Origin of the sequence: Hydrogenophaga sp. 5NK40-0174, assembly GCF_040372165.1 — a bacterium.
GTDB lineage: Bacteria > Pseudomonadota > Gammaproteobacteria > Burkholderiales > Burkholderiaceae_C > Hydrogenophaga.
On record NZ_BAABWG010000003.1, the window covers coordinates 271,288 to 295,462 of the forward strand.

A 24,175-nucleotide genomic window follows, 5' to 3' on the forward strand; every position below is an offset into this window, starting at 1 on the left:
CCGGCACGGCGGCGAATGGACTGAAAGCTCAGACAGCCAGACGCTTGCGGCCCTTGGCGCGGCGTGCCTTGATCACGGCGCGACCACCGCGGGTCTTCATGCGAACCAGGAAACCGTGGGTGCGAGCACGACGGGTCTTGGAAGGTTGGTAGGTACGTTTCGTTGCCATGGCAATCTCCCCACTCCATCAAGGGCGGGGCTCCTTCGGTTTGTGAATGAATCAGGGAAACCCGCAATTATCGCAAGAAATCGGGGTTTCAGGCAAGCCGGCTGGCAGCTGAGAGATGACTGAGCATACCAACGCTACTATTTCTGAAGCTAACAGAGGCTCAGGCAAAGCTCATGACACCCGCTCAGACCCAGTGCCGCCGGGCCATGGCAGATATTCGCCCACTGGCCAGTCGCTTTGTTCTCCCGCCGGATCAAGGGCGCCCATGTGCTGCCGGCCTCAATTGAGGAAGACGCGCCGCCATCAGCCAGCGCATGAAGCTTGCGCCGCGATTCGCAGCCAAGGTGATCAAGCATGTCTTAATCCCTTGGTATTCATATTTTCCCGCACCTTTCCTCCCCGAAACGCGGGTTTTTCGCCGACAGTCTCGCTGTATCACCTTCTTTGCGGGGGCGCAATAGGAGAGTTGGGGAGAATTTTCTGCTTGTGGATAACTGCGAGCTGGGCATACAATGAAGGGCTCCTCTGGACAAACTTGTCCACAAGAAAAACAGCGAGCTGAACACAAATGATCGAGGGACAGGCCCAAGCAAGCGCAGCCACCGTCACACGGGCTGCAACCGATTCCCTGTGGCAAAACTGCGTGGAGCGCATGGCCCAGGAAATCCCGGAACAACAGTTCAACACCTGGATTCGCCCCCTCACTGCCTCAGTCGCCAGCGACAGCAGCAAGGTCACGATTTCGGTGGCCAATCGCTTCAAACTCGACTGGATCAGGGCCCAGTACGCCCAGCGCATCACAGCTCTCCTGGAAGAGGAAAACGGCTCCCCCGTCATTCTTGAGTTAGCAATCACTCCGCGTGGGGCACCCGTCAGGCGTGCTGCACCTGTGCGAAGCGTTCAAGATCAAGTGCTGTCGGAACTGCCCGAAGTGGCGCCGGTCGAAGCCGCGGGCGTGACTTCGGCACCTCGCAGCCGTCTCAATCCGGCCCTGACGTTCTCCACTTTGGTCGAGGGCTCGGCCAACCGCATGGCGCGCGCTGCCGCCATGCACGTGGCCGGCAGCCTGGGACAGCTGTACAACCCGCTGTTCATCTATGGTGGCGTCGGTCTGGGCAAGACCCACCTGGTCCACGCCATCGGCAACCAGCTGCTGGCCGACAAGCCCAATGCCAAAGTTTTGTACATTCACGCCGAACAGTTTGTTTCGGATGTGGTCAAGTCCTATCAGCGCAAGACCTTCGACGAATTCAAGCAGCGCTACCATTCGCTCGATCTGCTGCTGATCGACGATGTCCAGTTCTTCGCCAACAAGGAGCGGACCCAGGAAGAGTTTTTCAACGCTTTCGAGGCCTTGCTGGCCCGAAAGAGCCACATCGTCCTGACCAGCGACACCTATCCCAAGGGACTGGCCGACATCCATGAGCGCCTGGTCTCGCGCTTCGATTCAGGCCTCACGGTGGCCATCGAACCGCCCGAGCTGGAGATGCGGGTGGCGATCCTGATCAACAAGGCCACGGCCGAAAACGCGGTCATGCCCGAGGAAGTGGCTTTCTTCGTGGCCAAGAACGTGCGCTCCAACGTGCGTGAACTCGAAGGCGCGCTGCGCAAGATCCTGGCATACAGCCGCTTCAACCAGAAGGAAATCTCCATCCAGCTGGCGCGCGAGGCCCTGAAAGACCTGCTGTCCATCCAGAACCGCCAGATCAGCGTCGAGAACATCCAGAAGACCGTGGCCGATTACTACAAGATCAAGGTCGCGGACATGTATTCCAAGAAGCGGCCCGCCAGCATTGCCCGTCCGCGCCAGATCGCCATGTTCCTGGCCAAGGAGCTCACGCAGAAAAGCCTGCCGGAGATCGGCGAGCTGTTCGGTGGGCGCGATCACACGACGGTGCTGCACGCGGTTCGCAAGATTGCAGCAGAACGGCAACAGATGACTGAACTCAATCAGCAACTGCACGTGCTGGAGCAAACCCTCAAAGGATGAGCTGCCTGGCCGCCGTCAGCCCGGATCGGCAGCTGTGGCGCCACCTCCAGCGCCACGGCGGTACCACTCAAACGCCGGGACCATGTCGGTTTGCTGCGGCGCACAAAGGCACAGAGGACAATTCATACGATAAAACAGGGGCAGTTCGGCCGAAATGCCTCATAAACAGGCGAAAATAGACCGATTTTGTGTCGTTGCGTTCAGCGCGCGAAAAAGATGCATCAAGGCCCAACCCTGAGACATTGACTGAGAAGAGAGACTGACCGTCATGATCGTTTTCAAATCGACCCAGGACAAAGTACTGGCTGCCCTGCAATCGGTGGCCGGCATTGTGGAGCGGCGCCATACGCTGCCCATCCTGGCCAATGTGCTGCTGCAAAAAAACGGCTCCCAGGTTCAGCTGACCACCAGCGACCTGGAAATCCAGATCCGCACCAATGCGGAACTTGACGGCGACAACGCGAGCTTTTCGACCACGCTGGGTGCGCGCAAACTGATCGACATCCTGCGCACCATGCCAGGCGACCAGACGGTCAGTCTGGAAAACACGGGCGGCAAGATCATTCTCAAAGGTGGCAAGAGCCGCTTCACGCTGCAAAGCCTGCCGGCCGAGGACTTCCCGCTGGTGCAGGAAGCACCGAGCTTCGGCCAGGTGTTCAGCGTGCCCCAGAAGACCCTCAAGAGCCTGCTCTCCCAGGTCTCGTTCGCGATGGCGGTGCACGACATCCGCTACTACCTCAACGGCATCCTGTTCGTCGCCGAGGGCAAGAGCCTGTCGCTGGTCGCCACAGACGGTCACCGCCTGGCCTTTGCCAGCGCCGAGCTGGACGTCGAAGTGCCCAAGCAGGAAGTCATCCTGCCGCGCAAGACGGTGCTCGAGCTACAACGCCTGCTCTCCGACAAGGAAGGCGCCATCGAGCTGCAGTTTGCGTCCAACCAGGCCAAATTCAGCTTCGACGGCATGGAGTTCGTCACCAAGCTGGTCGAGGGCAAGTTCCCCGACTACAACCGTGTGATCCCACGCAATCACTCCAACATCGTGAGCCTGGGCCGAGCCCCTCTGCTGGCATCGCTTCAGCGCACGGCCATCATGACAAGCGAGAAGTTCAAAGGGGTTCGCCTCAATGTCGAGCCAGGCGTGCTGCGCGTGGCATCGAGCAACGCCGAGCAGGAAGAGGCGGTGGACGAGCTGGACATCGACTACGACGGCGACGCCATCGAAATCGGCTTCAACGTGACCTACCTGATCGACGCCCTGCAGAACATGAGCCAGGAAATGGTTCGCATCGAACTGCAGGACGGCAACAGCTCTGCGCTGGTCACCAACCCGGATGACAACGCCTTCAAATACGTTGTCATGCCGATGCGAATCTGACGCTCGCTGCAGCGCCACGCCTCACCCCAGAGGCACACTGACCCGATGGCTCAACCCGCAGGCTCTGCGGGTTTGGCCTTTCTAAAGAACCGAGAATCCCTACATGTCCGACGCCAACGAACCCGTCAACCCGTCTGAAAACCAGCCGAAGGGTGACGAAAATCAGCAGCCCGCGACCCCGAAGATCGACACCAACCAGCCCGGCGCCAGCGCTGGCTACGGCGAAGGCGCCATCCAGATCCTCGAGGGCCTCGAAGCTGTGCGCAAGCGTCCCGGCATGTACATCGGCGACACCTCCGACGGCACCGGTCTGCATCACCTGGTCTTCGAGGTGGTGGACAACTCCATCGACGAAGCGCTGGCTGGCCATTGCGACGACATCGTCGTCACCATCCACACCGACAATTCCATCAGCATCACCGACAATGGCCGTGGCATCCCGACCGGCGTCAAGATGGACGACAAGCACGAGCCCAAGCGTTCAGCCGCCGAAATTGCGCTGACCGAATTGCACGCCGGTGGAAAGTTCAACCAGAACAGCTACAAGGTTTCGGGCGGCCTGCACGGCGTGGGTGTGTCCTGCGTGAATGCGCTGTCCAAATGGCTGCGTCTCGTCGTGCGGCGCGATGGCAAGGTTCATCAACTCGAGTTCGCCCGCGGTTTTCTCCAGAACCGTGTGGTCGAGACACAGAACGGCGTGGAAATTTCGCCAGCCAAGGTCATCGGTGACACCGAGAAGCGTGGCACGGAGGTGCACTTCCTGCCCGACACCGAGATCTTCAAGGAGAACAATGATTTCCATTACGAGATCCTCTCCAAGCGCCTGCGCGAGCTCTCCTTCCTGAACAACGGCGTGCGCATTCGCCTCATGGACGAACGCAGCGGCAAGGAAGACGATTTCTCCGGCGCCGGCGGCGTCAGGGGCTTTGTCGATTTCATCAACAAGGGCAAGAATGTCCTGCACCCGAACATCTTCCACGCGCTCGGCGACCGCGAGAGCGACCAAGGCACCAACATTGGTGTGGAAGTCGCCATGCAGTGGAACAACGGCTACAACGAGCAGGTGCTCTGCTTCACCAACAACATCCCGCAGCGTGATGGGGGTACTCACCTGACCGGCCTGCGTGCGGCCATGACCCGCGTGATCAACAAGTACATCGAAGAGAACGATCTGGCCAAGAAGGCCAAGGTCGACATCAGCGGTGACGACATGCGCGAAGGCCTGTGTTGCGTGCTCTCGGTGAAGGTGCCTGAGCCCAAGTTTTCCAGCCAGACCAAGGACAAGCTGGTCTCCAGCGAAGTGCGCGGCCCGGTGGAAGACGTGGTGGCGCGCCTGCTGACCGACTACCTGCTGGAGAACCCGAACGACGCCAAGACCATCTGCGGCAAGATCGTGGAGGCCGCCAAGGCCCGCGAGGCGGCCCGCAAGGCGCGCGAGATGACCCGTCGCAAAGGTGTGCTCGATGGCATGGGCCTGCCGGGCAAACTGGCCGATTGCCAGGAGAAAGACCCCGCCCTGTGCGAGATCTACATCGTGGAGGGTGACTCCGCCGGCGGCTCGGCCAAGCAAGGCCGCGACCGCAAATTCCAGGCCATCCTGCCGCTGCGCGGCAAGATCCTGAACGTGGAGAAGGCGCGCTACGAGAAGCTGCTGACCTCCAATGAGATTGTCACCCTCATCACCGCACTGGGCACTGGTATCGGCAAGGCCGGCGCGGGCGAAGGCAAGGACGATTTCGATGTGGCCAAGCTGCGCTATCACCGCATCATCATCATGACGGATGCCGACGTCGACGGCGCCCACATCCGCACGCTGCTGCTGACCTTCTTCTACCGCCAGATGCCCGAGCTGGTGGAGCGCGGCCACATCTACATTGCGCAGCCACCGCTGTACAAGGTCAAGAGCGGCAAGGAAGAGCTGTACCTCAAGGACGCGCCAGCGCTCGACAGCTTCCTGCTGCGCGTGGCGCTCAAGGACGCCAAGGTCGTCACCAATGGCCAGCCAGGCGCCACCGTGCTCGACGGTGACACGCTGACCGAACTGGCACGCAAGCACCAGATCGCCGAGCGGGTAATCGACCGCCTGTCAGCTTTCATGGACGCAGAAGCGCTGCGCGCCATGGCCGATGGCGTGGAAGTGAAGCTCGACACCGTGGCCGAGGCTGAGGCTTCAGCTGTGGCCATGCAGGCCAAGCTGGCCGAGCTGTCCACCACAGGTACGCCGCCTGAAGTGGCTGGCGAATTCGATGCCAAGACCGACAAGCCGATTCTGCGCATCAGCCGCCGTCACCATGGCAACGTCAAGAGCAGCATCATCACCCAAGACTTCGTGCACGGTGCGGACTACGCCGCCTTGGCGGAAGCGGCCAACACCTTCCGCGGCTTGCTGGGCGAGGGCGCCAAGGTGCAGCGCGGCGAAGGCGACAAGGCCAAGGAAGAGAAGGTGAGCGACTTCCGTCAGGCCATGGCCTGGCTGATCAGCGAAGCCGAGCGCACCACCAGCCGCCAACGCTACAAGGGTCTGGGCGAGATGAACCCCGAGCAGCTGTGGGAAACCACCATGGACCCCACCGTTCGCCGTTTGCTGCGTGTGCAGATCGACGACGCCATCGAAGCCGACCGCGTTTTCACCATGCTGATGGGCGACGAGGTGGAGCCGCGCCGCGACTTCATCGAGAGCAACGCGCTGCAGGCGGGCAACATCGACGTTTGATCGTCAGAGCTGATCGGTCGGGTCGATGGCCGCGGGTGGCAAAAGCAGAGGCAAGGGCGCTGGGGGTTCTTCAGCGTCTGACGATCATCAGCGGCTGAGTAAGGACCGTGTTGCTCAGGCAGCTGTAGAGCTCTTGGATGCCCATGGCATCAAGGGCTTTTCCATGCGCAAGCTCGCCGAGCATTTGGGCTCTGGCGTGATGAGCGTGTATTGGCATGTGGCCAACAAGGAAGCCGTTTACGACTTGGCGTTGGACACCGTGTTGGCCTACAAGGCTGAGCGCCCGATCCCTGCACGGGGGGCGACACACCCGAACTGGTCTGATCGCGTGCTGGATGTTTTGGTCGATTGGCGTGCCTGCATGTTGCGCCACCCCTGGTCCGCACCGCTGCTGCCGCAACGCATGTTGGGTCACAGCACATTGGCCAGGCTCGAGATTCTGGCTCAGGCGCTGATCGACGGCGGTGTACCTGAGAAAGAGATCAAGGGCGCCATCTGGTCGCTCTGGAACCACTTGATGGGTGCCACGTTGACCTTGGTCAGTTTCATGGCCATGCATGAACCGGATGGCAGCGCCAACCCCAAGGAGGCGCCTCCTGTCGCAGGCGCCACTGCCTATCCCAGCCTTGAGCGCCTTGATCTGCTCGCGGATGACGACTGGGATGGTGCATTTGAGGCGGGCATCCGGCTCATTCTTCGCGGCGTCACCGCCCATCCCTGACGGCACGGCCGCACGCCCGGCCATCCCTCATTTCCACTGAACGCAACATGCTGGCGCGACTTGGCCTGCGCCTGCTTGACAGGCAGACTCGTACACTGTACGATTCAATCCAAGTCATTCATTGGAAGCGTTGTTCTGGTTGACGCCCGGGCGTCGCCAGGAACAACCAACCATCCACGGAGAAGCCCCAATGTCCACGTCCACGCCAACGTCTGTTGCCATCAAATCATTGTTTATCGGAGGAATTCTTGCCATGACCGCACCAGCTTTTGCAGAGCAGAGCGCACCCAGCTCACAAGCATCGAACCAGTTGCCGAAAATCGTGAACCCCGCGACCCTTTACGACCCAACCCCCAACGGCTACAGCACGGCGGTGATCACGCCCAGCACCGGGCGTGTGGCCTATATCTCTGGTCAGGGCGGGCAAGATGGCCGTGGACAACTCTCACCCGAATTCGCCGACCAGGTGAACCAAGCCTATGCCAATCTGAAGTCGGCGCTGGACGCCCTGGGGGCCAAACCCGCTCAGGTGGTCAAGCTCAACATCTATGTGGTGGACCACGACATGTCCAAGCTCGGCGTACTGACCCAGGCCGTCAAACAGATGTTTGGCGAAACCTTGCCCGCGCAAACACTGGTGCCCGTGCCCAAGCTGGCCATCGACCCCATGCTGTTTGAAGTGGATGCAGTGGTGGCTCTCGATTGAGCACACCGCTGGGTTTGCCCAGGATCAGGACAGTGCGGTTTCCACAAAGTTCAGCCTGTCCTGTCCCCAGTAGAGTTCGTCGCCCACGAAGAAGCTGGGCGCGCCGAACACACCACGTTCCACTGCGCTCTCGGTGTTTGATTTGAGCCTGGCTTTGACCTCGGGCTGCTGCGTCAAGGCCAGCAACTCTTGTGGGTCGAAGCCCGCATTGGCCAACACCGAGCCCAGCGTTGCGGGGTCGTTCATGTTGCAGGGCTTCTCGAACATACCGGTGAACACCGCCGCCAGATAGCGCTGTAACGCTTCATCACTGCGCATCTGCATGGCCACTGCGCCACGCATCAGCATCAAGGTGTTGATGGGAAAGTGCGGGTTGGCGGTATAGGTCACGTCGTAGTGCGCGGCCCAACGTTGCAGGTCGATCTCCAGGTGCTTGCCTTTGGCTGGCGTCTCGACCGGGCTGCGGTTGCCCGTGGCCTGGAAGATGCCGCCCAGCAGCACGGGCGTCCAGACAATACGCGCATCTTTGTCAGCAGCGATCTTGGGCAGCGCGTGAAAGGCGAGGTAGGTATAGGGGCTGCCCACATCAAAGATGAACTCGACGGTCTTGTTGGTTGGGTCTTGGCTCATGATGTCTCCGTATCTGTCGGGGGTAAGTGGCTAAGTAAGTGAACGCGCTCACCAGCGCTCCATGTAGGGACGCATCTCCAGCTCGTGCGTCCAGGCGTCGCGCGGTTGCTGATGCAGGTACCAGTAGGTGTCTGCAATGTGTTCGGGGTTGAGGATGCCGTCCTGTTCTTTGAGTGCATAGCGCTCGGGGAAGTTGGTGCGGATGAAGTCGGTATCGATGGCGCCGTCGATCACCACATGAGCCACGTGAATGTTGCGCGGCCCCAACTCGCGGGCCATGCTCTGGGCCAGTGCACGCAACGCATGCTTTGCGCCGGCAAACGCGGCAAAGTTGGCCGCGCCGCGCAGCGACGCGGTCGCGCCGGTGAAGAGGATGGAGCCACGCCCGCGCGCCACCATGCGTTTGGCGACTTCCCTGCCGTTGAGAAAAGCGCTGAAGCAGGCCATCTCCCAGATCTTGAAGTACTTGCGCGCGGTTTCTTCAAGGATGCTGCAAGGCACGTTGGCGCCGATGTTGAACACCATCACCTCGATGGGTCCGACGTCGCGCTCGATCGTGTCGATGAGTTGCGCCACGTCTTCTTCCTTGCGGGCGTCCGACGCATAACCAATGGCTTGCCCGCCCGATGCCTTGATCTCTTGCACCAAGGGTTCCAGCTTGTCAGCGCTGCGCCGGGTCACACAGGCCGTATAGCCTTCCTTGGCAAAACGTTTGGCAATGGCGCCACCGGTCGCGTCGCCTGCGCCGATGACCAGAGCAACCTTGGCGGTCTGCTTGTCTGCATTCAAATCTGTCTCCTTTTCAACCGTTCAACAGGTGGTACCTCCACCACGGATCTGGCGCAGCATATTCTTTTTGGTTGCGTTATGCAACCATTTGCAGGACAATCGCCTACATGGGACGCAAACGCTTCAACGACATGACCTGCAGTGTGGCTCAAGCGCTCGACGCGTTTGGCGACTGGTGGTCCTTGCTCATCATCCGCGATGCCTTCTTCGGCATCCGGCGCTTCAGCGACTTTCAGCAAAACCTGGGCATCGCCAAAAACATCCTGAGCGAACGCCTGGCCTGGCTGGTGGAGCAAGGCATTCTGGCGCGTGTTGAAGTGGGCCAGGCAGGCCAGCGTTTCGAATACGAACTCACGCCCAAGGGTGAGGCCCTTCTGCCGGTGCTCACCGCCTTGCGCGAATGGTCAGACCAGTGGGTTTACGGCAAAGGCCATGAGCCTTTGGTAGTGACCGAGCGCAAGACCGGCAAGCGGGTGCCTTCTCTGAAGCTGAAGAACGCAGCGGGGCGCTCGTTGCAACGCGCCGACCTGCGGTCGATGCCAGGCCCCGGCGCCGATGAGAGTGTGCACGCCTTGTTTGCGCGTCTCATGCAGATGCGCGCCGACGAACGCACGTGAACGTTTCGCGCCCGTCGCCTCACGCCCTCTCACGGGCATGTGCCCGTTCTGTTGAAGTAATACTCGGTGCGCGCGCGATAGGGCTGCCCCGGCATCACGCGCAGAACCGGAAAGGGTGGACAGTTCATCGCATTGGGGTATCGCTGAGGCTCCAGACACAGCGCCATGCGGGGCCGGTGAAGCCGACCTTGTTTGCCCACATCCGGATTGGACCCTGCGCCCAACGCTGCACAGGTGTACACCTGCAGCACGGGCTCGGTGGTGTGGATGGAAAGGCTATGGCCCGAAACCTTGCTGTGGACACGGGCTGCCCATCGGGGTTCCGGCAAATCCTGGGTGCTGCGCAATTCGAAGGCATGGTCCACGTCGGGCATGTCTGCCAGACATCGCGGCTGTCGCAGATCGAGGTGATGGCCGGCCAGCGAGAGACAATCACCCGTGGCCACGCCGTCAGCATCGCAGTCCAGAATCTTATCGGCCATCACCTCAAGGCTGTGCGCATCGACGGACGCACCTTCAGAGCCGTCGAGATTGAAAAACAGATGGGGCGTGAAGCTCACCGGCGAGGGCACGTCGCTGGTTTCCTGATTCTCTGGTGCCACTGCTTCATGCTCGATGACCAGTGTGCCCTCTTCCGTCAGCCGATAGGTGAGCGTCAGATCCACCACGCCGGGATGCCCATCAAGCGAGGGCTCGAACCGCAATCCGAGCACCAGCGAGTCTGAACTGTGCTGCAACACATTGAAGACCCTGTGGCGCGATCCGCGTGGACCACCATGAATGCTGTGTTCGCCAGCATTCGCTGGCAGGTGGTAGTCAATGCCGTCGAGGGTGTAGCGGGCTTGCCCGATGCGGCCGGCATAGCGCCCGATGAATGCCCCCATGGAGGGCGAGCCAGCGAGTACGCCAGGCAAACTGTCGTAGCCCAGCACCACGTCCGTCTTTGCGCCGTGACGGTTGGGCACCCGCCATTGCAGAACCTTGGCCCCCAAGTTGCAGATCGCCACCTCCATGCCGTTGGCGTGTTGCAGGCGATACAGGCTCACGGCTTGGCCGCCCACGACACCGATGAACTTGCGCGGGTCCAGGCGTTCAGCGGCTTCAGACAAACGCAGCATTGAGCGGCCGGTCAGGTCACTGGCGCCGGGTTGAACAGCACGAGGGCGTTCTCGATGCCCCATTGCTCGGACCAGGTGCGTTTGCCGCTGGCCACTTCTAGCATTTGCCGAAAGAGCGTCCAGCCGGCTTCCTCGATGCTCATTTCGCCATCAGCGATCTGACCGGCGTTGAGATCCATGAGATCATGCCAGCGGCGGGCGAGGTCGGTGCGGGTAGCGACCTTGATCACCGGGCAGGCCGCCAGTCCATAGGGCGTGCCGCGGCCGGTGGTGAACACGTGCAGGTTCATGCCGGCGGCCAGTTGCAAGGTGCCACAGATGAAATCGCTGGCAGGCGTGGCCGCGAAGATGAGGCCCTTCTGGGTGAGCTTTTCACCGGGAGCGATGACACCATGAATCGGGCCGGTGCCGCTCTTGACGACCGATCCCATCGCCTTTTCGACAATGTTGGACAAGCCGCCCTTCTTGTTCCCGGGCGTGGTGTTGGCACTGCGGTCGGCTTGACCGCGAGCAAGATAGGCGTCGTACCAGCCAAGTTCGTGCACGATGCGCTGGGCCAATTCGGCATTGGCGGCGCGGGTAGTGAGCTGGTCGACCGCGTCGCGCACTTCGGTGTTCTCGCTGAACATCACGCTGGCACCGGCACGCACCAGCAAGTCGGTGGCAAAGCCGACGGCGGGGTTGGCCGTGACACCCGAAAAGGCATCGCTGCCGCCACACTGCACACCCACCACCAGTTCGCGCACATGGCAGCGTTCGCGCCGACGCTGGTTGAGGCGTTCCAGGTGCGTGCGGGCCTGCTCGACGATGTGATCGATCATGGAGGCGAAGCCGATGTGCTCGTCGTCTTGCAGGCAGACGACATCGAGTGCGGCCGTCTGACTTTGATGAATCGGGATAGAGCCCAGCGGGAACAGCCGTTCGGGTTGCAGCTTCTCGCAACCCAGGCTGACCACCATGACCTCACCGCCGAAGTTGGGATTGCTGGCCAGGTTGCGCAGCGTGCGAATCGGAACGATGGCGTCTGGCGCATCAATGGCGACCCCGCAACCGTAGGTGTGCTCCAGCGCCACCACGCCATCGACATGCGGATACTGCGGCAACAGATCGGCCTTGATGCGGCGCACGGCCACATCCAGCACACCGGCCACACACTGCACGGTGGTGGAGATGGCCAACAGGTTGCGGGTGCCGACGCTTCCATCGGGATTGCGGTAACCGTCGAACCAGAAGTCTTCATCCAGTGGCGGCAGATCAGCGGGGGGATTGGGTGCTGGCAGATCGTCCAGCGAGCAGGCCTCCGGCATGCGCAGGCGCTGCTCATTGACCCAGCCCCCGGCTGGAATATCTGCCTTGGTGTGGCCGATGATGACGTTGTATCGACGGACCTCGCTGCCATCGGGCAAGGCCTGCAGCGCCACCTTGTGGCCTTGCGGCACGCCTTCGACAAGAACCAGACCGCCAGGCAGGGTGGTGCCCGCAGCAAGGCCGCCGGCGTTGACCACGATGGCCACGTTGTCGGCATCGTGCATGCAGATGACGCGTGGTGAGGCGGTCATCACCCCGCCTCCATCAGCAGGGCTGTCCATGGCGCTCCTTGAGCCAGGCGGGGGCATCTTGCAGGCAGACCGGGCGCACGAAACGCTCCAGAGCGGCATCACCGACGGACGTCGTCATCGGCGCAGTGGATGCAGGCCATGGGCCGCCGTGCTGCTGAGCTGCGGTCACGGCCACGCCCGTGGGCACACCTTTGAACAGCACGCGCCCCGCAATGGCCGTGGCCGCACGCACCAGACGTCGGTTGTCAGACGTGTCGGCATCTACCCCCAGCAAGGTCACGGTGAGGCTGCCTTGTACAGACCGAAGCACCGCTTCGATCTCGTCGAGTGATCGGGTGCGAACCAGCAGGCTGGAGGGGCCGAACACCTCTTCACGCAGCTCGGGTTCGGCCACCAATCGGGCGGCGTCTACCTCGGCGAGGAAGGGCATGGGTGCCACCGATGCATCAGCGCCATCGTTCACCAAGGCCCTGGCGCCATGGCCAAGCTGCCGGGCAGTGCCTTTGGCAAACGCCTGGCGCATGCCAGCGGTGAGCATGGCGTGGGGTTGTTGCGAGGCCAGTGCGGACTTCAGCGCCGTCACCAGGCGATCGGCGTCCGGGTGTGCCGGCAAGACGATGAGACCCGGGTTGGTGCAGAACTGCCCGCAGCCGAGTGTGATGGAGCTGGCCAGCGTGTCTGCCAGCGCTTCCGTGTTCGCACCCAGTGCAGCGGGCGTGACCACCACCGGGTTGATCGCACCAAGCTCGCCGTAAAAAGGAATGGGAACTGCCCGCGCCTGGGCTTCGGCCAGCAAGGCCAGGCCACCGCGCGTCGAACCGGTGAAGGCACCGGCGGCAATGCGGGGGTGGCGAATGAGCGCCACGCCAATGTGCACGCCGGCGCCTTGTACCATGCCGACCAGACCAGCGGGTAGTTTCAGCCTGGCCAGCACCGCCTGAATGATCGTGTAGGTTTGCTGGGACAGAAGCGGGTGACCTGGATGCGCCTTGACCACCACCGGACAGCCCGCAGCCAGGGCACTGGCCGTGTCGCCACCCAGCACCGAGAACGCAAACGGAAAATTGCTGGCAGCAAACATGGCCACGGGCCCCAGCGGCACCCACTGGCGCTGCATGTCTGGGTGACCCGCCGGCGGCCCGCCAGCCACCGCCGGATCATCGACGAGCCGAAAGGCTGCACCTTCTCCGGCCAGCGTGGCAAAGCGCCGCAGCTGAAAGCAGGTGCGATCGAGTTCGCCATTGAGACGTACCGGCCCCAAAGCGGTTTCGGTGTCGGCCAAAGCCACCAGGGCTTCACGTTCGGCTTCGAGCGAATCGGCCAAGGCGCGCAGCAATGTCGCACGGTCGCCTCCGCTGCTTGACGCCCACGAGGGAGACGCATCAGCGGCAGCATTGACCACCGCGTCCAGCTCAGCCATGGTTGATGCCGCCAGGGCGTTGCCGTGAGGTTCGCCGGTGCGGGCGTTGAATGACTGTAGGGTTTGAGGGTTCATGAGCAGGTGCGAGCAGATAGGCGCGAAGGCCTTCTGTCCGTTAGGGGAAACAAGTACAAAAAGGCGCAGAACGGCACATCAGGAACGGACACGCATCATTGCGGGCCCAGTGCCTCGATCAACGCGTTGAGCTCGTCCATCTCGGCAGGCTTCAGATCGCTCAGCGGCGGGCGCACCGGGCCGGCGGGATGGCCCACCAGCGCGGCACCGGCTTTGACAATGGACACCGCATAGCCTTGCGTGCGATTGCGAATTTTCAGGTAGGGCATGAAGAAGCCGCGCAGCAACTCATGCTGGGTGGCCATGTCGTCGTCGCGCACCGCCTCATAAAAGCGCATCGCGGTCTTGGGGATGAAATTGAACACGGCAGATGAGTAGACCGGCGTGCCCAGCGCCTTGTAGGCGGCGGCATAGACCTCGGCCGTGGGCAGGCCGCCCAGGTAGGCAAAGCGGTCGCCCATGCGCATGTAGATGGACGACATGGCCTCGATATCGCCCACGCCATCCTTGAAGCCGATCAGGTTGGGGTTGCGTTCGGCCAACTGGGCCAGCGAATCGGGGGTGAGCTTGCAGACGTTGCGGTTGTAGACGATGACGCCGAACTTCACGCTCTTGCACACCGCCTCCACATGGGCCATCAGGCCTTCCTGGCCGGCCTCGGTGAGGTAGTGGGGCAGCAGCAGAATGCCGTGCGCGCCCTGGCGCTCTGCTTCCTGTGCGCACGCGATCGCGAATCGCGTTGGCCCGCCAGCACCAGCGATGATGGGCACCTTGCCCTGGCAAGTCTGCACAGCTGTGCGGATGATCTCCGGGTACTCCTGGCCAGTGAGGGAGAAGAACTCACCTGTGCCGCCGGCGGCAAAGAGCGCCGTGGCGCCGTAAGGCGCCAGCCATTCGAGACGGTCGGCATACGCACGGGCATCAAAGTCACCGTGGGCATCGAAGTCGGTCAGCGGAAAGGACAGCAGACCCTCTGACATCACTTGTTTGAGATCCTGGGGAGTGAACGACGTTTGCATGGTGTTGGGCTCGCGTGGTGTGTACAGAAAGATGAGGGTTGGGACGACATGCTTGTCGTCGTATGAGTGGATGCTCAGAAGCGTGGTTGCTGACCTGAGAAATCAGGGTCGTACTTGCGCATCTGCGCCAGGTCATCGCGGTGACGGATAGTGGTGTTCAGATAGTTGTCATGCAGACGGCTCAGGGCCTCGCGATCAAGCTGCACGCCCAGGCCTGGCGAACGCGGCACACGCATCGAACCGGCTTCGAAGCGCAGGCGCCCGCCTTGCACCACCTCGTCGTCCTGCCAGGGGTAGTGCGTGTCGCAGGCGTAGGACAGGTGCGGGACGGAAGCCGCCAGGTGGGTCATGGCCATCAGGCTGACGCCCAGATGCGAGTTGGAGTGCATGGACAGGCCCAGACCAAAGGTCTCGCACATCAGCGCCAGGCGCTGAGTGGCGCGTAGTCCGCCCCAGTAGTGGTGGTCGGAGAGCACGATCTTCACCGGGCAACCCATCTCCGCGTTGCGTCGGAATTCCTTGAGATCGGTGACCACCATGTTGGTGGCCAGCGGCACCTCGCAGGCCTGTGCTACCGAGGCCATGCCATCCAGACCGGGGGCCGGGTCTTCGTAGTACTCCAGCACGCCGCGCAGCTTCTCGACCACGCTCAGACTGGTGGCAACTCTCCAGTTTCCATTGGGGTCGATGCGCAGCGGGGCGCCGGGAAAAGCTTTGGCCAGCGCCAGCACCGCGTCGGCTTCCAGCTCGGGCAGCAGGGCACCGGCTTTGAGCTTGATGCTCTTGAAGCCGTAGGCGTCCGTCATGCGTCGGGCCTGCCCGACGATCTGCTCGGACGTCAACGCTTCACCCCACGCATCGGGTGCGTAAGGTCGGTCGATGTGCTCTGCGTACTTGAAGAACAGGTAGGCGCTGTAGGGCACCGAATCGCGCGCCGCACCGCCGAGCAAATCCACCACCGGCGCGTTGGCGAGTTGCCCCTGCAGATCCATCATGGCCACTTCGAACGCACTGATCACCTTGGCCACCGTCTTCGAGACATGGGTGCCTGGCGCCAGCGAAATATGTGTGCCCTGAAACTCGGACGCAGCGTTCGAGGTGTCCGGTGCCAGCAGTGCGGTCACGCGCGCTTCCATCTCGTTCAACGCCCAGGGCGAAAGCCCCTGGAGTGAAGGCGCTGCCTTGGCCATGGCCGCGAGCATGGGCTGGTCGCCATAGCTTTCGTTGATGCCAACCAGACCCGATTCGGTCTCAAGCTCGATGATGGATCGCAAGGCCCATGGCTCGTGGATGCCGGCTGCATTGAGCAGGGGCGGGTCGCGAAACGCAATGGGCGTGATGCGGATGTGGGCAATGCTGTGCTGGGTCATGGCTTGTCTTTCAGCATCAGTTCGCCAGCAACAACTCGGGCAACCACAGCGACAGGCCGGGAATGTAGGTCACAGCGATCAGCACGAGCAGCAATGCGCCAAAGAATGGCAGCAAGGCTTTGACCACTTGTTCCATCGGCAGCTTGCCCACGGCAGCGCCCACGAAGAGCACGCCCCCGACCGGCGGCGTGATCAGGCCTATGCCCAGATTGATCATCATGATCATGCCGAAATGCACAGGGTCCACACCGATGCCGTGAATCACCGGCAGCAAGATGGGCGTGAGGATGAGAATCAGGGGAGCCATGTCCATCAGCGTGCCCAACACCAGCAACAGCACATTGATGAGCGCGAGGATCACGTAGCGGTTGTCCGAGACTGTGCTGAGCGCGGACGTAATCTTCATCGGAATCTGCATCAAGGTCATGATGTATCCGAAGCTGGCCGCAAAGGCGATCAGGATCATGACGATGGCCAGCGTCTTGACCGTGCGATGCATCAGCTTGGGCAGTTCGTTCCACCGGTAATCGCGGTAGATGAACATGGTCACAAAGAAGGCCCAGAGCACCGCAATGGAAGCTGACTCGGTGGCGGTGAAAACGCCACTGAGAATGCCGCCGAGGATGATCACCATGGTCATCAGACCCCACAGCGCGTCGGCGCAAATCTTCAACGCTTGCTTCAGGGGAATGACTTCACCCTTGGGGTAGTTCTTTCTCTTCGCAGTCCACAGGCACAGGGCCGCCAGCGTGGCACCCAGCAACAGGCCGGGCAACACGCCAGCGACAAACAGCGCGGCAATGGACACCGTACCGCCGGCTGCCAGCGAATAGATCACGGCGTTGTGGCTGGGCGGAATGAGGATGGCCTGTACCGACCCGCTCACGGTGACCGCAGTGGCGAAATCCCGGGGGTAGCCTTTCCTGGCCATTTCAGGGATAAGCACTGTGCCCACCGACGCCGTGTCGGCCATTGAGGACCCCGAGATGGCGCCAAAGAAGGTGGACGCCAGGATGTTCACCAATGACAGACCACCACGAATGAATCCCACCAGCACGTTTGCGAACGCGACCAGTCTCCGCGCCATGCCGCCTTCGGCCATGATGGCACCGGCCAGCACGAAGAACGGTATGGCCAGCAGCGAGAACTTGTTGACCCCGTTGGCGATGGCGATCATCACCGCGTCCAGCGGAATGTCGATGTACCAGGCGCCAATCAAGGCCGAGAGGCCCATGGCATAGGCCACCGGCGTGCCAATGAGGATCAGCACGAAAAAACTGCCAAGCAAGATCCAGGCATCCATCATGCAGCCCCTTCCACACCACTGGCTTCGGCGGCAGTGGTCTCTTGGTCGAAGGTCACCACGCTGCGTTGACTCTGATCGCCCAGGAAGATGTGCTCGAGCACGAACAAAGCCGTGACAGCACCGCCGATGGGCAACGGCAAGTAGGAGAAGCCCACAGGCATCCAGGGCAGCTCGGGAATCGACTGCCCCCAGGTGCCGATACACAGTTGTGCGCCGTACCACAGCATGAACAGCGATGCGGCGAGCATCAGCAGATGAACCACGCCACGCAGCGGCCGCTGTGCGCCAGCAGGCAGGCGTTGGGTGAGCATGGCCACCGCAATGTGGCCGCCCGCGCGATAGCTGCAGGCCGCCCCCAGGAAGGTGAAGACCACCATCAGCAATATCGAGATCGGCTCTGGCCACTGCGAGCCTGTGCCCAGCACATAGCGCGAGAAGATGCCCCAGGGAATGAAGACCGACATGAGAAAGATGCACGCGCCCGCCGTCCAGATGCAGGCCAGGTAGACCGAGTCGAGAAAGCGCGAGACAGGATGTCCGCCCGATGGGTGGTGACTCATGGAAATGACTCTTGTTTGTTCAAGGCGAGGTGGCCAGCAGCGGCGCCCTGTTCCAGGGCACCCGTGGAACCGGCTTTGCCGGGCCACAGGGTGCGTCCCCCCTCCGGGGGGAAGCCGCGAACCGGCGCAGGCGCAGGGGGCTTTACTTCACCGCTGCGATGCGTTTCATCAGATCCGCGTGCTTGGCGCCGTACTTCTGGCGCACTGGCTCGGTCGCGTCATAGAAGGGCTTGGTGTCGATCTGGATGAACTCCACACCAGCAGCCTTGAGCTTGGCGGTGTAGTCCGCCACGCTCTTGTCCCAGAGCTGGCGCTGCTCCAACTGTGCTTCGCGCGCCAGCTTCTTCACCAGCGCCTGATCGTCGGCCGAGAGCTTGTCCCAGGCCACTTTGGACATCACCAGAATCTCGGGAATGATGAGGTGGTGGGTCTGGCTGTAGTACTTGGCCGGCGTGGTGTAGTGGTTGGCGGTGAAGTAGCTCGGCGGGTTGTTCTCGGCACCGTCGATCACACCTGTCTGCAGCGACGTGAACACTTCACCGTAGGCCATGCTGATGCCGTTGCCACCCATGGCGTTCATGGTGTCGACGAACAGCGGGTTGCCCATCATCCGGATCTTCTGGCCTTTGAGGTCTTCAGGCGAGCGCACCGGCTTCTTGGTGTAGAGGCTGCGGCTGCCGCCATCCATCCAGCCCAGGCCAATCAGGCGCGCCGGGCTGGCGCTGACCTTGTCGAGCAAGTCCTGGCCCACTGGTCCGTCGATGACAGCGCGCATGTGGTTGATGTCGCGGAAGACAAACGGCATGTTGAACACATCGACCTCGGGCACCACCGGGCCGATCACGCCGAGCGAAATGCGGGCCATCTGGATGGCGCCCAGCTGCACCTGCTCCACAGCCTCTTTTTCCTGCCCCAGCACGGCGCCGGGGAAAGTCTGAATCTTCAGACGGCCTTTGGTGGCAGCGTCGAGCTTTTTGCCCATGCTCTCCACCGCGGCCACCGTGGGGTAGCCGGCGGGGTGCGTATCGTGTGACTTGAACACAGTCTGTGCATGGGCCGACAGCGGCAGCCATGCGGCAAGAACCAGTCCGGTGATCAGGCGTCGTTGCAGTTTCATCTTTGTCTCCATGGTGTTGTGTGGTGATGAACGAAGGAACGGAAAACTTGAGTGAACGTGAACGTGTGCGTGTGCTTGAGCGATTGCGCGACGGGGCAGACGTCAGGCCCGGCAGCGCGCCTCCTCCAGGCCCGGAACGCCCGGCCGCAAGGCGAACACACCGCCAGCCAGGGGTTGGTCGCTGAGGTCACCTGGCGGGCGAATCGAGGTCACGAACAAGGTGTCCATGCGTGAGCCGCCAAAGGCACACATGGCAGGTTTTTGCACCGGTACCTGCAGCCAACGGTCGAGCAAGCCATCGGGTGTGAACCGGTGCACCATGCCCGCGTCATTGCCGCATACCCAGTAGCCGCCCTCTGCGTCCACTGCCGCACCATCGGGCCGGCCGGGCAGATCATTGAAGTCGACAAACAGGCGACCGTTGCTCGGCTCTCCCGCATCGATGTCGTAGTCGTATGCCCAGACCGATTGCACCTTGGGGTGGGAGTCGGAGAGGTACATGGTGGTCCCTTCCGGGCTGAAGGCCATGCCATTGGGCGTGATGAAGCCCGATTGCAGACGTTGGAGGCGAGCGGAGGGCGCACGGCCGTCCAGGGCGTACAAGGAGCCGGCCGGTTGCGCCAGCGACATGTCCATGACCATCGTGCCGGCACGCAAGCGGCCCTGCCGGTCGCAGCGGCCATCGTTGAAACGCATGCCCGGGGACGGATGCTCCACCTGCGTGATCCACTCGCAGCCCATGGTTCCGTTTTCCTTGGGCGTGAGCCGCGCCACACCGCTTTCCATCGCAGCAATCCATTGCCCGTGGGCAAAGTCATCGCTGCCGTCGGCCAGCGCTATGCATCCGGTCTGCTCAGGCGTGGGCCAATGGCGCGCTTGCCCGGTGGTACTGGTCCAGCACCACAACAGCTTGCTGGCAATGTCCACCCACCACAGCGCCTGGCGCAAGCTGTCCCAGACAGGGCTCTCGCCCACGCTGCAGCGCGCGTCCAGTACCAGTTCGGCATCTGTTTTCATGTGGCGCCGATCAGGCTTTGTTCTTGAAAGGGTCAGCCCGCACGAACGCACCACCCTGGTAGACAGCGGTAGGTTCGTTCACGTCGGGCGTGGCCGTGCGCTCGAACACGGCATCCCGGAACACATCAGCGCTGTCTTCGGGCACATAGCCGATGTGGCGCGCACGGCTGTTGTCCCACCAGGTCACCGCGTTGTCCGACATGCCAAACACGATGCTGTGCCCCAGCACCGGCGTCGACAGGCAGGCACTGATCAGGCGATGCAGGTCGTCGTAGCTGAGCCAGGTGGCCAGCATGCGCCGATCGCGTGGCTCGGGGAAGGACGAGCCAATGCGCACGCAGGCCGTCTCGATGCCGTAGCGGTCAAAGTAGAAGCGCGAGAAGTCTTCGCCAAACGCCTTGCTCACGCCATAGAAGCTGTCGGGGCGTGGGGGGTGGTCGGCGGTGATGGTCTCGCTTTGCTTGTAGAAGCCCACCACATGGTTGGAGCTGGCAAACACCACGCGCTTGACGCCGTGCTGGCGTGCGGCCTCGTACAAGTGGTACAGGCCCAGAATGTTGGCTTGCATGATGGCCTCGAAGGGCGCCTCCACCGAAATGCCGCCCAGGTGGACGATGGCATCGCATCCGGCCACCGCCGCATTCACCGCCGCCGCATCGGCCAGATCGGCCAGCATCACCTCTTCGCCCGCCTCGGCCTCGCCGACCCCCAACTTGTCAGACAACCTAAGCACATCGCAATTGGCTTTGAGCCGGGGACGAAGTGCGGTGCCCAGGCCACCGGCGGCGCCCGTGAGCAGGATTTTTTGGTGTGTTTTGCGGATACTGACCATGGTATTCGTCGCTTTTTGCGGATTCATTTGCACAGCACTCTCGAGCTTTGCTACAGTTGGCTTGTGCTTGAGACATCTGTCGTCAGTTGTCTGACAACTAGGCGAGATTGTGGAAATCCATGGACTCGCTGTCAAGGAAAAATCGATGGACCCAGTGAAAACCCTAGGATCTGACCCGGCCAAGAACGCCGCGGCTGCGCCAGTGCGTGCGCGCCGTCCGCGCGGGCTGGTGCCTGAAATCGTGGCATCGATCGAAGCCGACATCCGGGAGGGTCGGCTGCAACCCGGTCAGAAACTGCCCACCGAATCCGAGCTGGTCGCCCGCTTCGAGGTCAGCCGCACCGTGGTACGCGAAGCCATCTCGCGTTTGCAGGCATCGGGCCTGGTGGAGACGCGTCACGGCATCGGCACTTTTGCCAAGGAAGCCACAGACCCCAGCCTGTTTCGCCTCACCGCAGCGGACTTGCCCACGGTGGACGATGTGGTGGCCTTGCTGGAGCTGCGCATCAGTCTGGAGACCGAGGCGGCCGGCCTGGCCGCCCAGCGAAGGGAAGAGAGTCACCTGCAGGCCATGGCCAAGGCCCTGGCCAGTTTTGAATCTGCACTGAACGCCCAGTCGGATGCCATTCCGTCCGACTTCCAGTTCCACATGGAAGTGGCCATGGCCACCGGCAACCGCTACTTTGCCGATCTGATGAACCACCTGGGCACCGTCATCATTCCGCGCACAAGGGTCAACACGCCCAACAGCGCGTCAGAAGGCCGTGACGCCTACCTGCGGCGCGTCCATGCCGAACACGAGAACATCTATTCGGCCATCCGCGCGCACGATGCCGAAGGCGCCCGCGCTGCCATGCGCACCCACCTGTCCAACAGTCGCGAACGCCTGCGTCGCTCACAGGCCGTCAGCGCAGGAGAGATGACAGGCTGATCGGCCACTCGCCACTCGTCCGGCACCCGTTTCACGCCGTGCGACGCGCCAGAGCCGCCTCGTACAGACCCACACCCAGCGGAATCATCAACACCACGGCATTGATCAGCAGCACCGTCTCCCAGCCGCCATGGTCCCAGGCGTAGCCGCCGGTGGTGATGCCGACCGCGCCCCCCACGTAGTAGAACAACACGTAGAGCGCATTGCCCCGCCCACGGCTGGCCTTGAGACGGCTGTTGAGCGCGCCTGATGCAGAGGCGTGGATGGTGAAGAAGGCGGCACAGATGCCGAGCAGGGCCAACACCACCACCGGCAAACTGTGCACCAGCAAAGCCGCCAAGGACAAGCCGAGCAAAACCGATCCTGCCACCATGGTACGGCCACTGCCGAGCCGGTTGGACAACTTGCCCGCCAGCGGCCCCATCACGGCGCCCAGCACATAGACCAGGTAGAGCAAGGTGATGAGATCGGTGGAGGCCGAGATGGGCGGCTCGCTCAGGTGGAAGGGCAGGAAGTTGAAGATGCTGGAGAACACCCAGAACGCACCAAAGCCCACCAGACACATGCGCAGCGTGCTGACCGATGCCAGCAGTTTGATGAAACCGTGCTCACCCTCCGGGTGTTGGGGGCGCACCCCCGCTCTGGGCAACCATCGCGCCGAAGCCAACACCGCGAGGATGAGCAACACTGCCGCGCTGACGAAGGCATAGCGCCAGTGCAGCGGCGGGTGAATGAAGCCACCGAGCAAACGCCCTCCCAGGCCACCCACCACCGTGGCCGACACATAGGCGCCCATGGCCACGTTGACGCGCTCCATGGGCAAGTTGTTCGCCACGAAGGCCGCCACGCAAGTGGTGAGCGCCGGCATGAACAGGCCTTGCACAAAACGTGCGGCCACCAGCACAGAGAAGGTTTCAGTGACGGCGGCCAGCAACCCGGCCATGCCCACCATGGCCCCACCCATGACGATCAAGGGACGCAGCGCAAAACGATCGCTCATTCGGCCGAAGGGCAAATTGGCCAGCGCAATGCCGAGCACGGTGCCCGAGACGGTGAGCGAGGCCTTGGCCGCGTCCACGCCAAACTCCTCGGCCAGCACGGGCAGGACTGGCTGAGGGATGTAGATGTTGGTGAACGCCGCAGCCACCAGCGCAAAGATCAGCAGCTGGGTGATCAATGCACTGTTGCTGTTGTCGTCTGAGTCGGGGCCGCGGTCTGGATTGAGGGGAGGCATGGGGTTGCCAGCGGATTGGGGGGCGCTCGGAAAGAACTCGGAAGTGGGGATTGTAGGATTCGACGCGGCAAATTCCACGCATCAAATAGCGCAATACCAGATATCGCACCAACACAACCGACACTCGCCACTTCCAACGTCAAACGTCCAACTTCAAACCTGGCATCGGTACACAAACTCGCCCTCGCCATCCATGTGCTGGGCGATGTGGTACACGTCGCAGTTGCCCGGGTTGCGCTGGCGGTCAAACCATTCGTAGGGCAGGTGCAGCCACTGCATGATGAAGGCGCGCATGGTCACGCCGTGGCAGACGACGACGATGTGGTGCACGCCGTGGCGCTGGGCGTCTCGATGGAAGGTGCCGAAGGCCTGGTGCACGCGAATGGCCACATCAAAACGGCTTTCGCCCAGCGGCATGCGCGCCCAGAAACGGCCTTCGTGTTTTTCCGCCAGGTCGTAGTGGGCATGCTCCAGCGGGAACAGGCGCGGCAAGTCTTCGTCGGGCACACCGTCGAACAGGCCGAACTGCTGCTCGCACAGGTTGATGTGTTCGCGCCTGTCCAGCTTGGCAAAGTGCGGCCGCATTGCCGCTTCAATGCCATCCGCGGTTTCGCGGGTGCGGCGGTAGGGGCTGGTCCACATGCGCACGTGCTCGCTCTGGTGTTCCTTGAGCAATTCGCACAGCGCTTCGCCGGCTGCGGTGGCTTGCTTGTGCCCGCGCGCTGACAGCGGCACGGCGTGGTCGGCCGTGGATTTGTAGATGGTGACGTCGAGGTTGGCGATGCTCTCGCCGTGGCGCACCAAGTAGATGTTGCGCAAGCCCTGATGTTTGCTGCTCATGACAGTTTTCCTCCTTGCAGGTGAGGAGGCACCATCGCGCCGGATAGGCACGTGGCCCTCCGGCGCT

22 protein-coding genes are annotated in these 24,175 nt (G+C 62.2%); 7 read left to right on the top strand and 15 right to left on the bottom strand.

Going from position 1 to position 24,175, the window contains the following annotated elements; all coding sequences use genetic code 11:
- Positions 1-28 precede the first annotated feature (28 nt).
- A complete protein-coding gene (rpmH, locus tag ABWV89_RS10775) occupies positions 29-169 on the bottom strand; it encodes a 50S ribosomal protein L34 (RefSeq protein ID WP_353396490.1) in 141 nt (46 codons plus the stop codon).
- Positions 170-737: 568 nt separating this feature from the next.
- On the opposite strand from rpmH, the gene dnaA reads away from it, so the two are divergent.
- The 5 genes from dnaA to ABWV89_RS10800 all read left to right on the top strand — a co-directional run bounded on the left by dnaA (position 738) and on the right by ABWV89_RS10800 (position 7,674).
- Positions 738-2,159 (top strand): chromosomal replication initiator protein DnaA, encoded by a 1,422-nt coding sequence (gene dnaA / locus ABWV89_RS10780; RefSeq protein ID WP_353396493.1) that lies wholly within the window; start codon positions 738-740, stop codon positions 2,157-2,159.
- A gap of 268 nt (positions 2,160-2,427) precedes the next feature.
- Positions 2,428-3,534, top strand: coding sequence for a DNA polymerase III subunit beta (gene dnaN, locus ABWV89_RS10785; protein WP_353396494.1), 1,107 nt, complete (start codon positions 2,428-2,430; stop codon positions 3,532-3,534).
- Positions 3,535-3,637: 103 nt separating this feature from the next.
- Positions 3,638-6,247: a DNA topoisomerase (ATP-hydrolyzing) subunit B gene (gene gyrB / locus ABWV89_RS10790; protein WP_353396497.1), complete on the top strand. Its 2,610-nt coding sequence runs from the start codon at positions 3,638-3,640 to the stop codon at positions 6,245-6,247.
- Between the two features lie 25 nt (positions 6,248-6,272).
- Positions 6,273-6,968 (top strand): TetR/AcrR family transcriptional regulator C-terminal domain-containing protein, encoded by a 696-nt coding sequence (locus tag ABWV89_RS10795; protein ID WP_353396499.1) that lies wholly within the window; start codon positions 6,273-6,275, stop codon positions 6,966-6,968.
- A 253-nt stretch (positions 6,969-7,221) separates the two neighbouring features.
- Positions 7,222-7,674, top strand: coding sequence for a RidA family protein (locus tag ABWV89_RS10800; RefSeq protein WP_353396501.1), 453 nt, complete (start codon positions 7,222-7,224; stop codon positions 7,672-7,674).
- Between the two features lie 24 nt (positions 7,675-7,698).
- Here ABWV89_RS10800 and ABWV89_RS10805 read toward each other — a convergent pair whose 3' ends face one another.
- Together ABWV89_RS10805 and ABWV89_RS10810 are read right to left on the bottom strand one after the other, a co-directional pair.
- On the bottom strand, positions 7,699-8,304 hold the full coding sequence (locus ABWV89_RS10805; protein WP_353396503.1) for a 2-hydroxychromene-2-carboxylate isomerase: 606 nt from the start codon (positions 8,302-8,304) through the stop codon (positions 7,699-7,701).
- A 48-nt stretch (positions 8,305-8,352) separates the two neighbouring features.
- Positions 8,353-9,093 (bottom strand): SDR family oxidoreductase, encoded by a 741-nt coding sequence (locus ABWV89_RS10810; protein WP_353396505.1) that lies wholly within the window; start codon positions 9,091-9,093, stop codon positions 8,353-8,355.
- 107 nt (positions 9,094-9,200) lie between these two features.
- On the opposite strand from ABWV89_RS10810, the gene ABWV89_RS10815 reads away from it, so the two are divergent.
- Positions 9,201-9,710 carry a winged helix-turn-helix transcriptional regulator gene (locus ABWV89_RS10815; RefSeq protein WP_353396507.1) on the top strand — a complete coding sequence of 170 codons (510 nt, stop codon included), beginning with the start codon at positions 9,201-9,203 and terminating at the stop codon, positions 9,708-9,710.
- A gap of 29 nt (positions 9,711-9,739) precedes the next feature.
- Here the strand turns inward: ABWV89_RS10815 and ABWV89_RS10820 are convergent, their stop codons facing one another.
- The 10 genes from ABWV89_RS10820 to ABWV89_RS10865 form a co-directional block, all read right to left on the bottom strand.
- Positions 9,740-10,828, bottom strand: coding sequence for an aldose epimerase family protein (locus ABWV89_RS10820; protein WP_353396509.1), 1,089 nt, complete (start codon positions 10,826-10,828; stop codon positions 9,740-9,742).
- Between the two features lie 11 nt (positions 10,829-10,839).
- Complete coding sequence (garD, locus tag ABWV89_RS10825; protein ID WP_353396512.1) at positions 10,840-12,387, bottom strand: galactarate dehydratase; 1,548 nt, start codon at positions 12,385-12,387, stop codon at positions 10,840-10,842.
- Positions 12,388-12,400: 13 nt separating this feature from the next.
- Positions 12,401-13,882, bottom strand: coding sequence for an aldehyde dehydrogenase (NADP(+)) (locus tag ABWV89_RS10830; protein WP_353396514.1), 1,482 nt, complete (start codon positions 13,880-13,882; stop codon positions 12,401-12,403).
- A gap of 95 nt (positions 13,883-13,977) precedes the next feature.
- A complete protein-coding gene (gene kdgD, locus ABWV89_RS10835; protein WP_353396516.1) occupies positions 13,978-14,901 on the bottom strand; it encodes a 5-dehydro-4-deoxyglucarate dehydratase in 924 nt (307 codons plus the stop codon).
- A 74-nt stretch (positions 14,902-14,975) separates the two neighbouring features.
- The gene (locus ABWV89_RS10840) at positions 14,976-16,271 is read right to left on the bottom strand and encodes a glucarate dehydratase family protein (protein WP_353396517.1); all 1,296 of its coding nucleotides are present in this window, start codon (positions 16,269-16,271) and stop codon (positions 14,976-14,978) included.
- Positions 16,272-16,287: 16 nt separating this feature from the next.
- A complete protein-coding gene (locus ABWV89_RS10845) occupies positions 16,288-17,577 on the bottom strand; it encodes a TRAP transporter large permease (RefSeq protein ID WP_353396519.1) in 1,290 nt (429 codons plus the stop codon).
- Positions 17,574-18,137 carry a TRAP transporter small permease gene (locus tag ABWV89_RS10850; RefSeq protein WP_353396520.1) on the bottom strand — a complete coding sequence of 188 codons (564 nt, stop codon included), beginning with the start codon at positions 18,135-18,137 and terminating at the stop codon, positions 17,574-17,576. The genes ABWV89_RS10845 and ABWV89_RS10850 overlap by 4 nt, the downstream gene beginning before the upstream one ends.
- Before the next feature lie 142 nt (positions 18,138-18,279).
- Complete coding sequence (locus ABWV89_RS10855; RefSeq protein WP_353396522.1) at positions 18,280-19,254, bottom strand: TRAP transporter substrate-binding protein; 975 nt, start codon at positions 19,252-19,254, stop codon at positions 18,280-18,282.
- 102 nt (positions 19,255-19,356) lie between these two features.
- A complete protein-coding gene (locus ABWV89_RS10860) occupies positions 19,357-20,271 on the bottom strand; it encodes an SMP-30/gluconolactonase/LRE family protein (RefSeq protein WP_353396523.1) in 915 nt (304 codons plus the stop codon).
- Between the two features lie 10 nt (positions 20,272-20,281).
- Positions 20,282-21,130, bottom strand: coding sequence for an NAD-dependent epimerase/dehydratase family protein (locus tag ABWV89_RS10865; protein ID WP_353396525.1), 849 nt, complete (start codon positions 21,128-21,130; stop codon positions 20,282-20,284).
- A gap of 118 nt (positions 21,131-21,248) precedes the next feature.
- Here ABWV89_RS10865 and ABWV89_RS10870 point away from each other — a divergent pair, with 118 nt between their 5' ends.
- Positions 21,249-22,034, top strand: coding sequence for a FadR/GntR family transcriptional regulator (locus tag ABWV89_RS10870; protein ID WP_353396527.1), 786 nt, complete (start codon positions 21,249-21,251; stop codon positions 22,032-22,034).
- Between the two features lie 31 nt (positions 22,035-22,065).
- On the opposite strand, the gene ABWV89_RS10875 is transcribed toward ABWV89_RS10870, so the two are convergent.
- Together ABWV89_RS10875 and ABWV89_RS10880 are read right to left on the bottom strand one after the other, a co-directional pair.
- A complete protein-coding gene (locus ABWV89_RS10875; protein WP_353396530.1) occupies positions 22,066-23,268 on the bottom strand; it encodes an MFS transporter in 1,203 nt (400 codons plus the stop codon).
- Positions 23,269-23,421: 153 nt separating this feature from the next.
- Positions 23,422-24,108, bottom strand: a complete 687-nt coding sequence (locus ABWV89_RS10880) for a histidine phosphatase family protein (protein ID WP_353396532.1) — start codon at positions 24,106-24,108, stop codon at positions 23,422-23,424.
- Positions 24,109-24,175: the final 67 nt, after the last annotated feature.

Bases quoted from the DNA above. Each gene is read 5' to 3' on its own strand.
- ABWV89_RS10880 (WP_353396532.1), bottom strand. From the start codon at position 24,108: ATGAGCAGCAAACATCAGGGCTTGCGCAACATCTACTTGGTGCGCCAC.
- ABWV89_RS10875 (WP_353396530.1), bottom strand. From the start codon at position 23,268: ATGCCTCCCCTCAATCCAGACCGCGGCCCCGACTCAGACGACAACAGC.
- ABWV89_RS10870 (WP_353396527.1), top strand. From the start codon at position 21,249: ATGGACCCAGTGAAAACCCTAGGATCTGACCCGGCCAAGAACGCCGCG.
- kdgD (WP_353396516.1), bottom strand. From the start codon at position 14,901: ATGCAAACGTCGTTCACTCCCCAGGATCTCAAACAAGTGATGTCAGAG.
- rpmH (WP_353396490.1), bottom strand. From the start codon at position 169: ATGGCAACGAAACGTACCTACCAACCTTCCAAGACCCGTCGTGCTCGC.
- dnaN (WP_353396494.1), top strand. From the start codon at position 2,428: ATGATCGTTTTCAAATCGACCCAGGACAAAGTACTGGCTGCCCTGCAA.
- ABWV89_RS10850 (WP_353396520.1), bottom strand. From the start codon at position 18,137: ATGAGTCACCACCCATCGGGCGGACATCCTGTCTCGCGCTTTCTCGAC.
- ABWV89_RS10830 (WP_353396514.1), bottom strand. From the start codon at position 13,882: ATGAACCCTCAAACCCTACAGTCATTCAACGCCCGCACCGGCGAACCT.
- ABWV89_RS10805 (WP_353396503.1), bottom strand. From the start codon at position 8,304: ATGAGCCAAGACCCAACCAACAAGACCGTCGAGTTCATCTTTGATGTG.
- ABWV89_RS10800 (WP_353396501.1), top strand. From the start codon at position 7,222: ATGACCGCACCAGCTTTTGCAGAGCAGAGCGCACCCAGCTCACAAGCA.
- ABWV89_RS10795 (WP_353396499.1), top strand. From the start codon at position 6,273: ATGGCCGCGGGTGGCAAAAGCAGAGGCAAGGGCGCTGGGGGTTCTTCA.
- ABWV89_RS10840 (WP_353396517.1), bottom strand. From the start codon at position 16,271: ATGACCCAGCACAGCATTGCCCACATCCGCATCACGCCCATTGCGTTT.
- ABWV89_RS10860 (WP_353396523.1), bottom strand. From the start codon at position 20,271: ATGAAAACAGATGCCGAACTGGTACTGGACGCGCGCTGCAGCGTGGGC.
- ABWV89_RS10855 (WP_353396522.1), bottom strand. From the start codon at position 19,254: ATGAAACTGCAACGACGCCTGATCACCGGACTGGTTCTTGCCGCATGG.
- ABWV89_RS10815 (WP_353396507.1), top strand. From the start codon at position 9,201: ATGGGACGCAAACGCTTCAACGACATGACCTGCAGTGTGGCTCAAGCG.
- garD (WP_353396512.1), bottom strand. From the start codon at position 12,387: ATGACCGCCTCACCACGCGTCATCTGCATGCACGATGCCGACAACGTG.
- gyrB (WP_353396497.1), top strand. From the start codon at position 3,638: ATGTCCGACGCCAACGAACCCGTCAACCCGTCTGAAAACCAGCCGAAG.
- ABWV89_RS10845 (WP_353396519.1), bottom strand. From the start codon at position 17,577: ATGATGGATGCCTGGATCTTGCTTGGCAGTTTTTTCGTGCTGATCCTC.
- ABWV89_RS10865 (WP_353396525.1), bottom strand. From the start codon at position 21,130: ATGAATCCGCAAAAAGCGACGAATACCATGGTCAGTATCCGCAAAACA.
- ABWV89_RS10820 (WP_353396509.1), bottom strand. From the start codon at position 10,828: ATGCTGCGTTTGTCTGAAGCCGCTGAACGCCTGGACCCGCGCAAGTTC.
- dnaA (WP_353396493.1), top strand. From the start codon at position 738: ATGATCGAGGGACAGGCCCAAGCAAGCGCAGCCACCGTCACACGGGCT.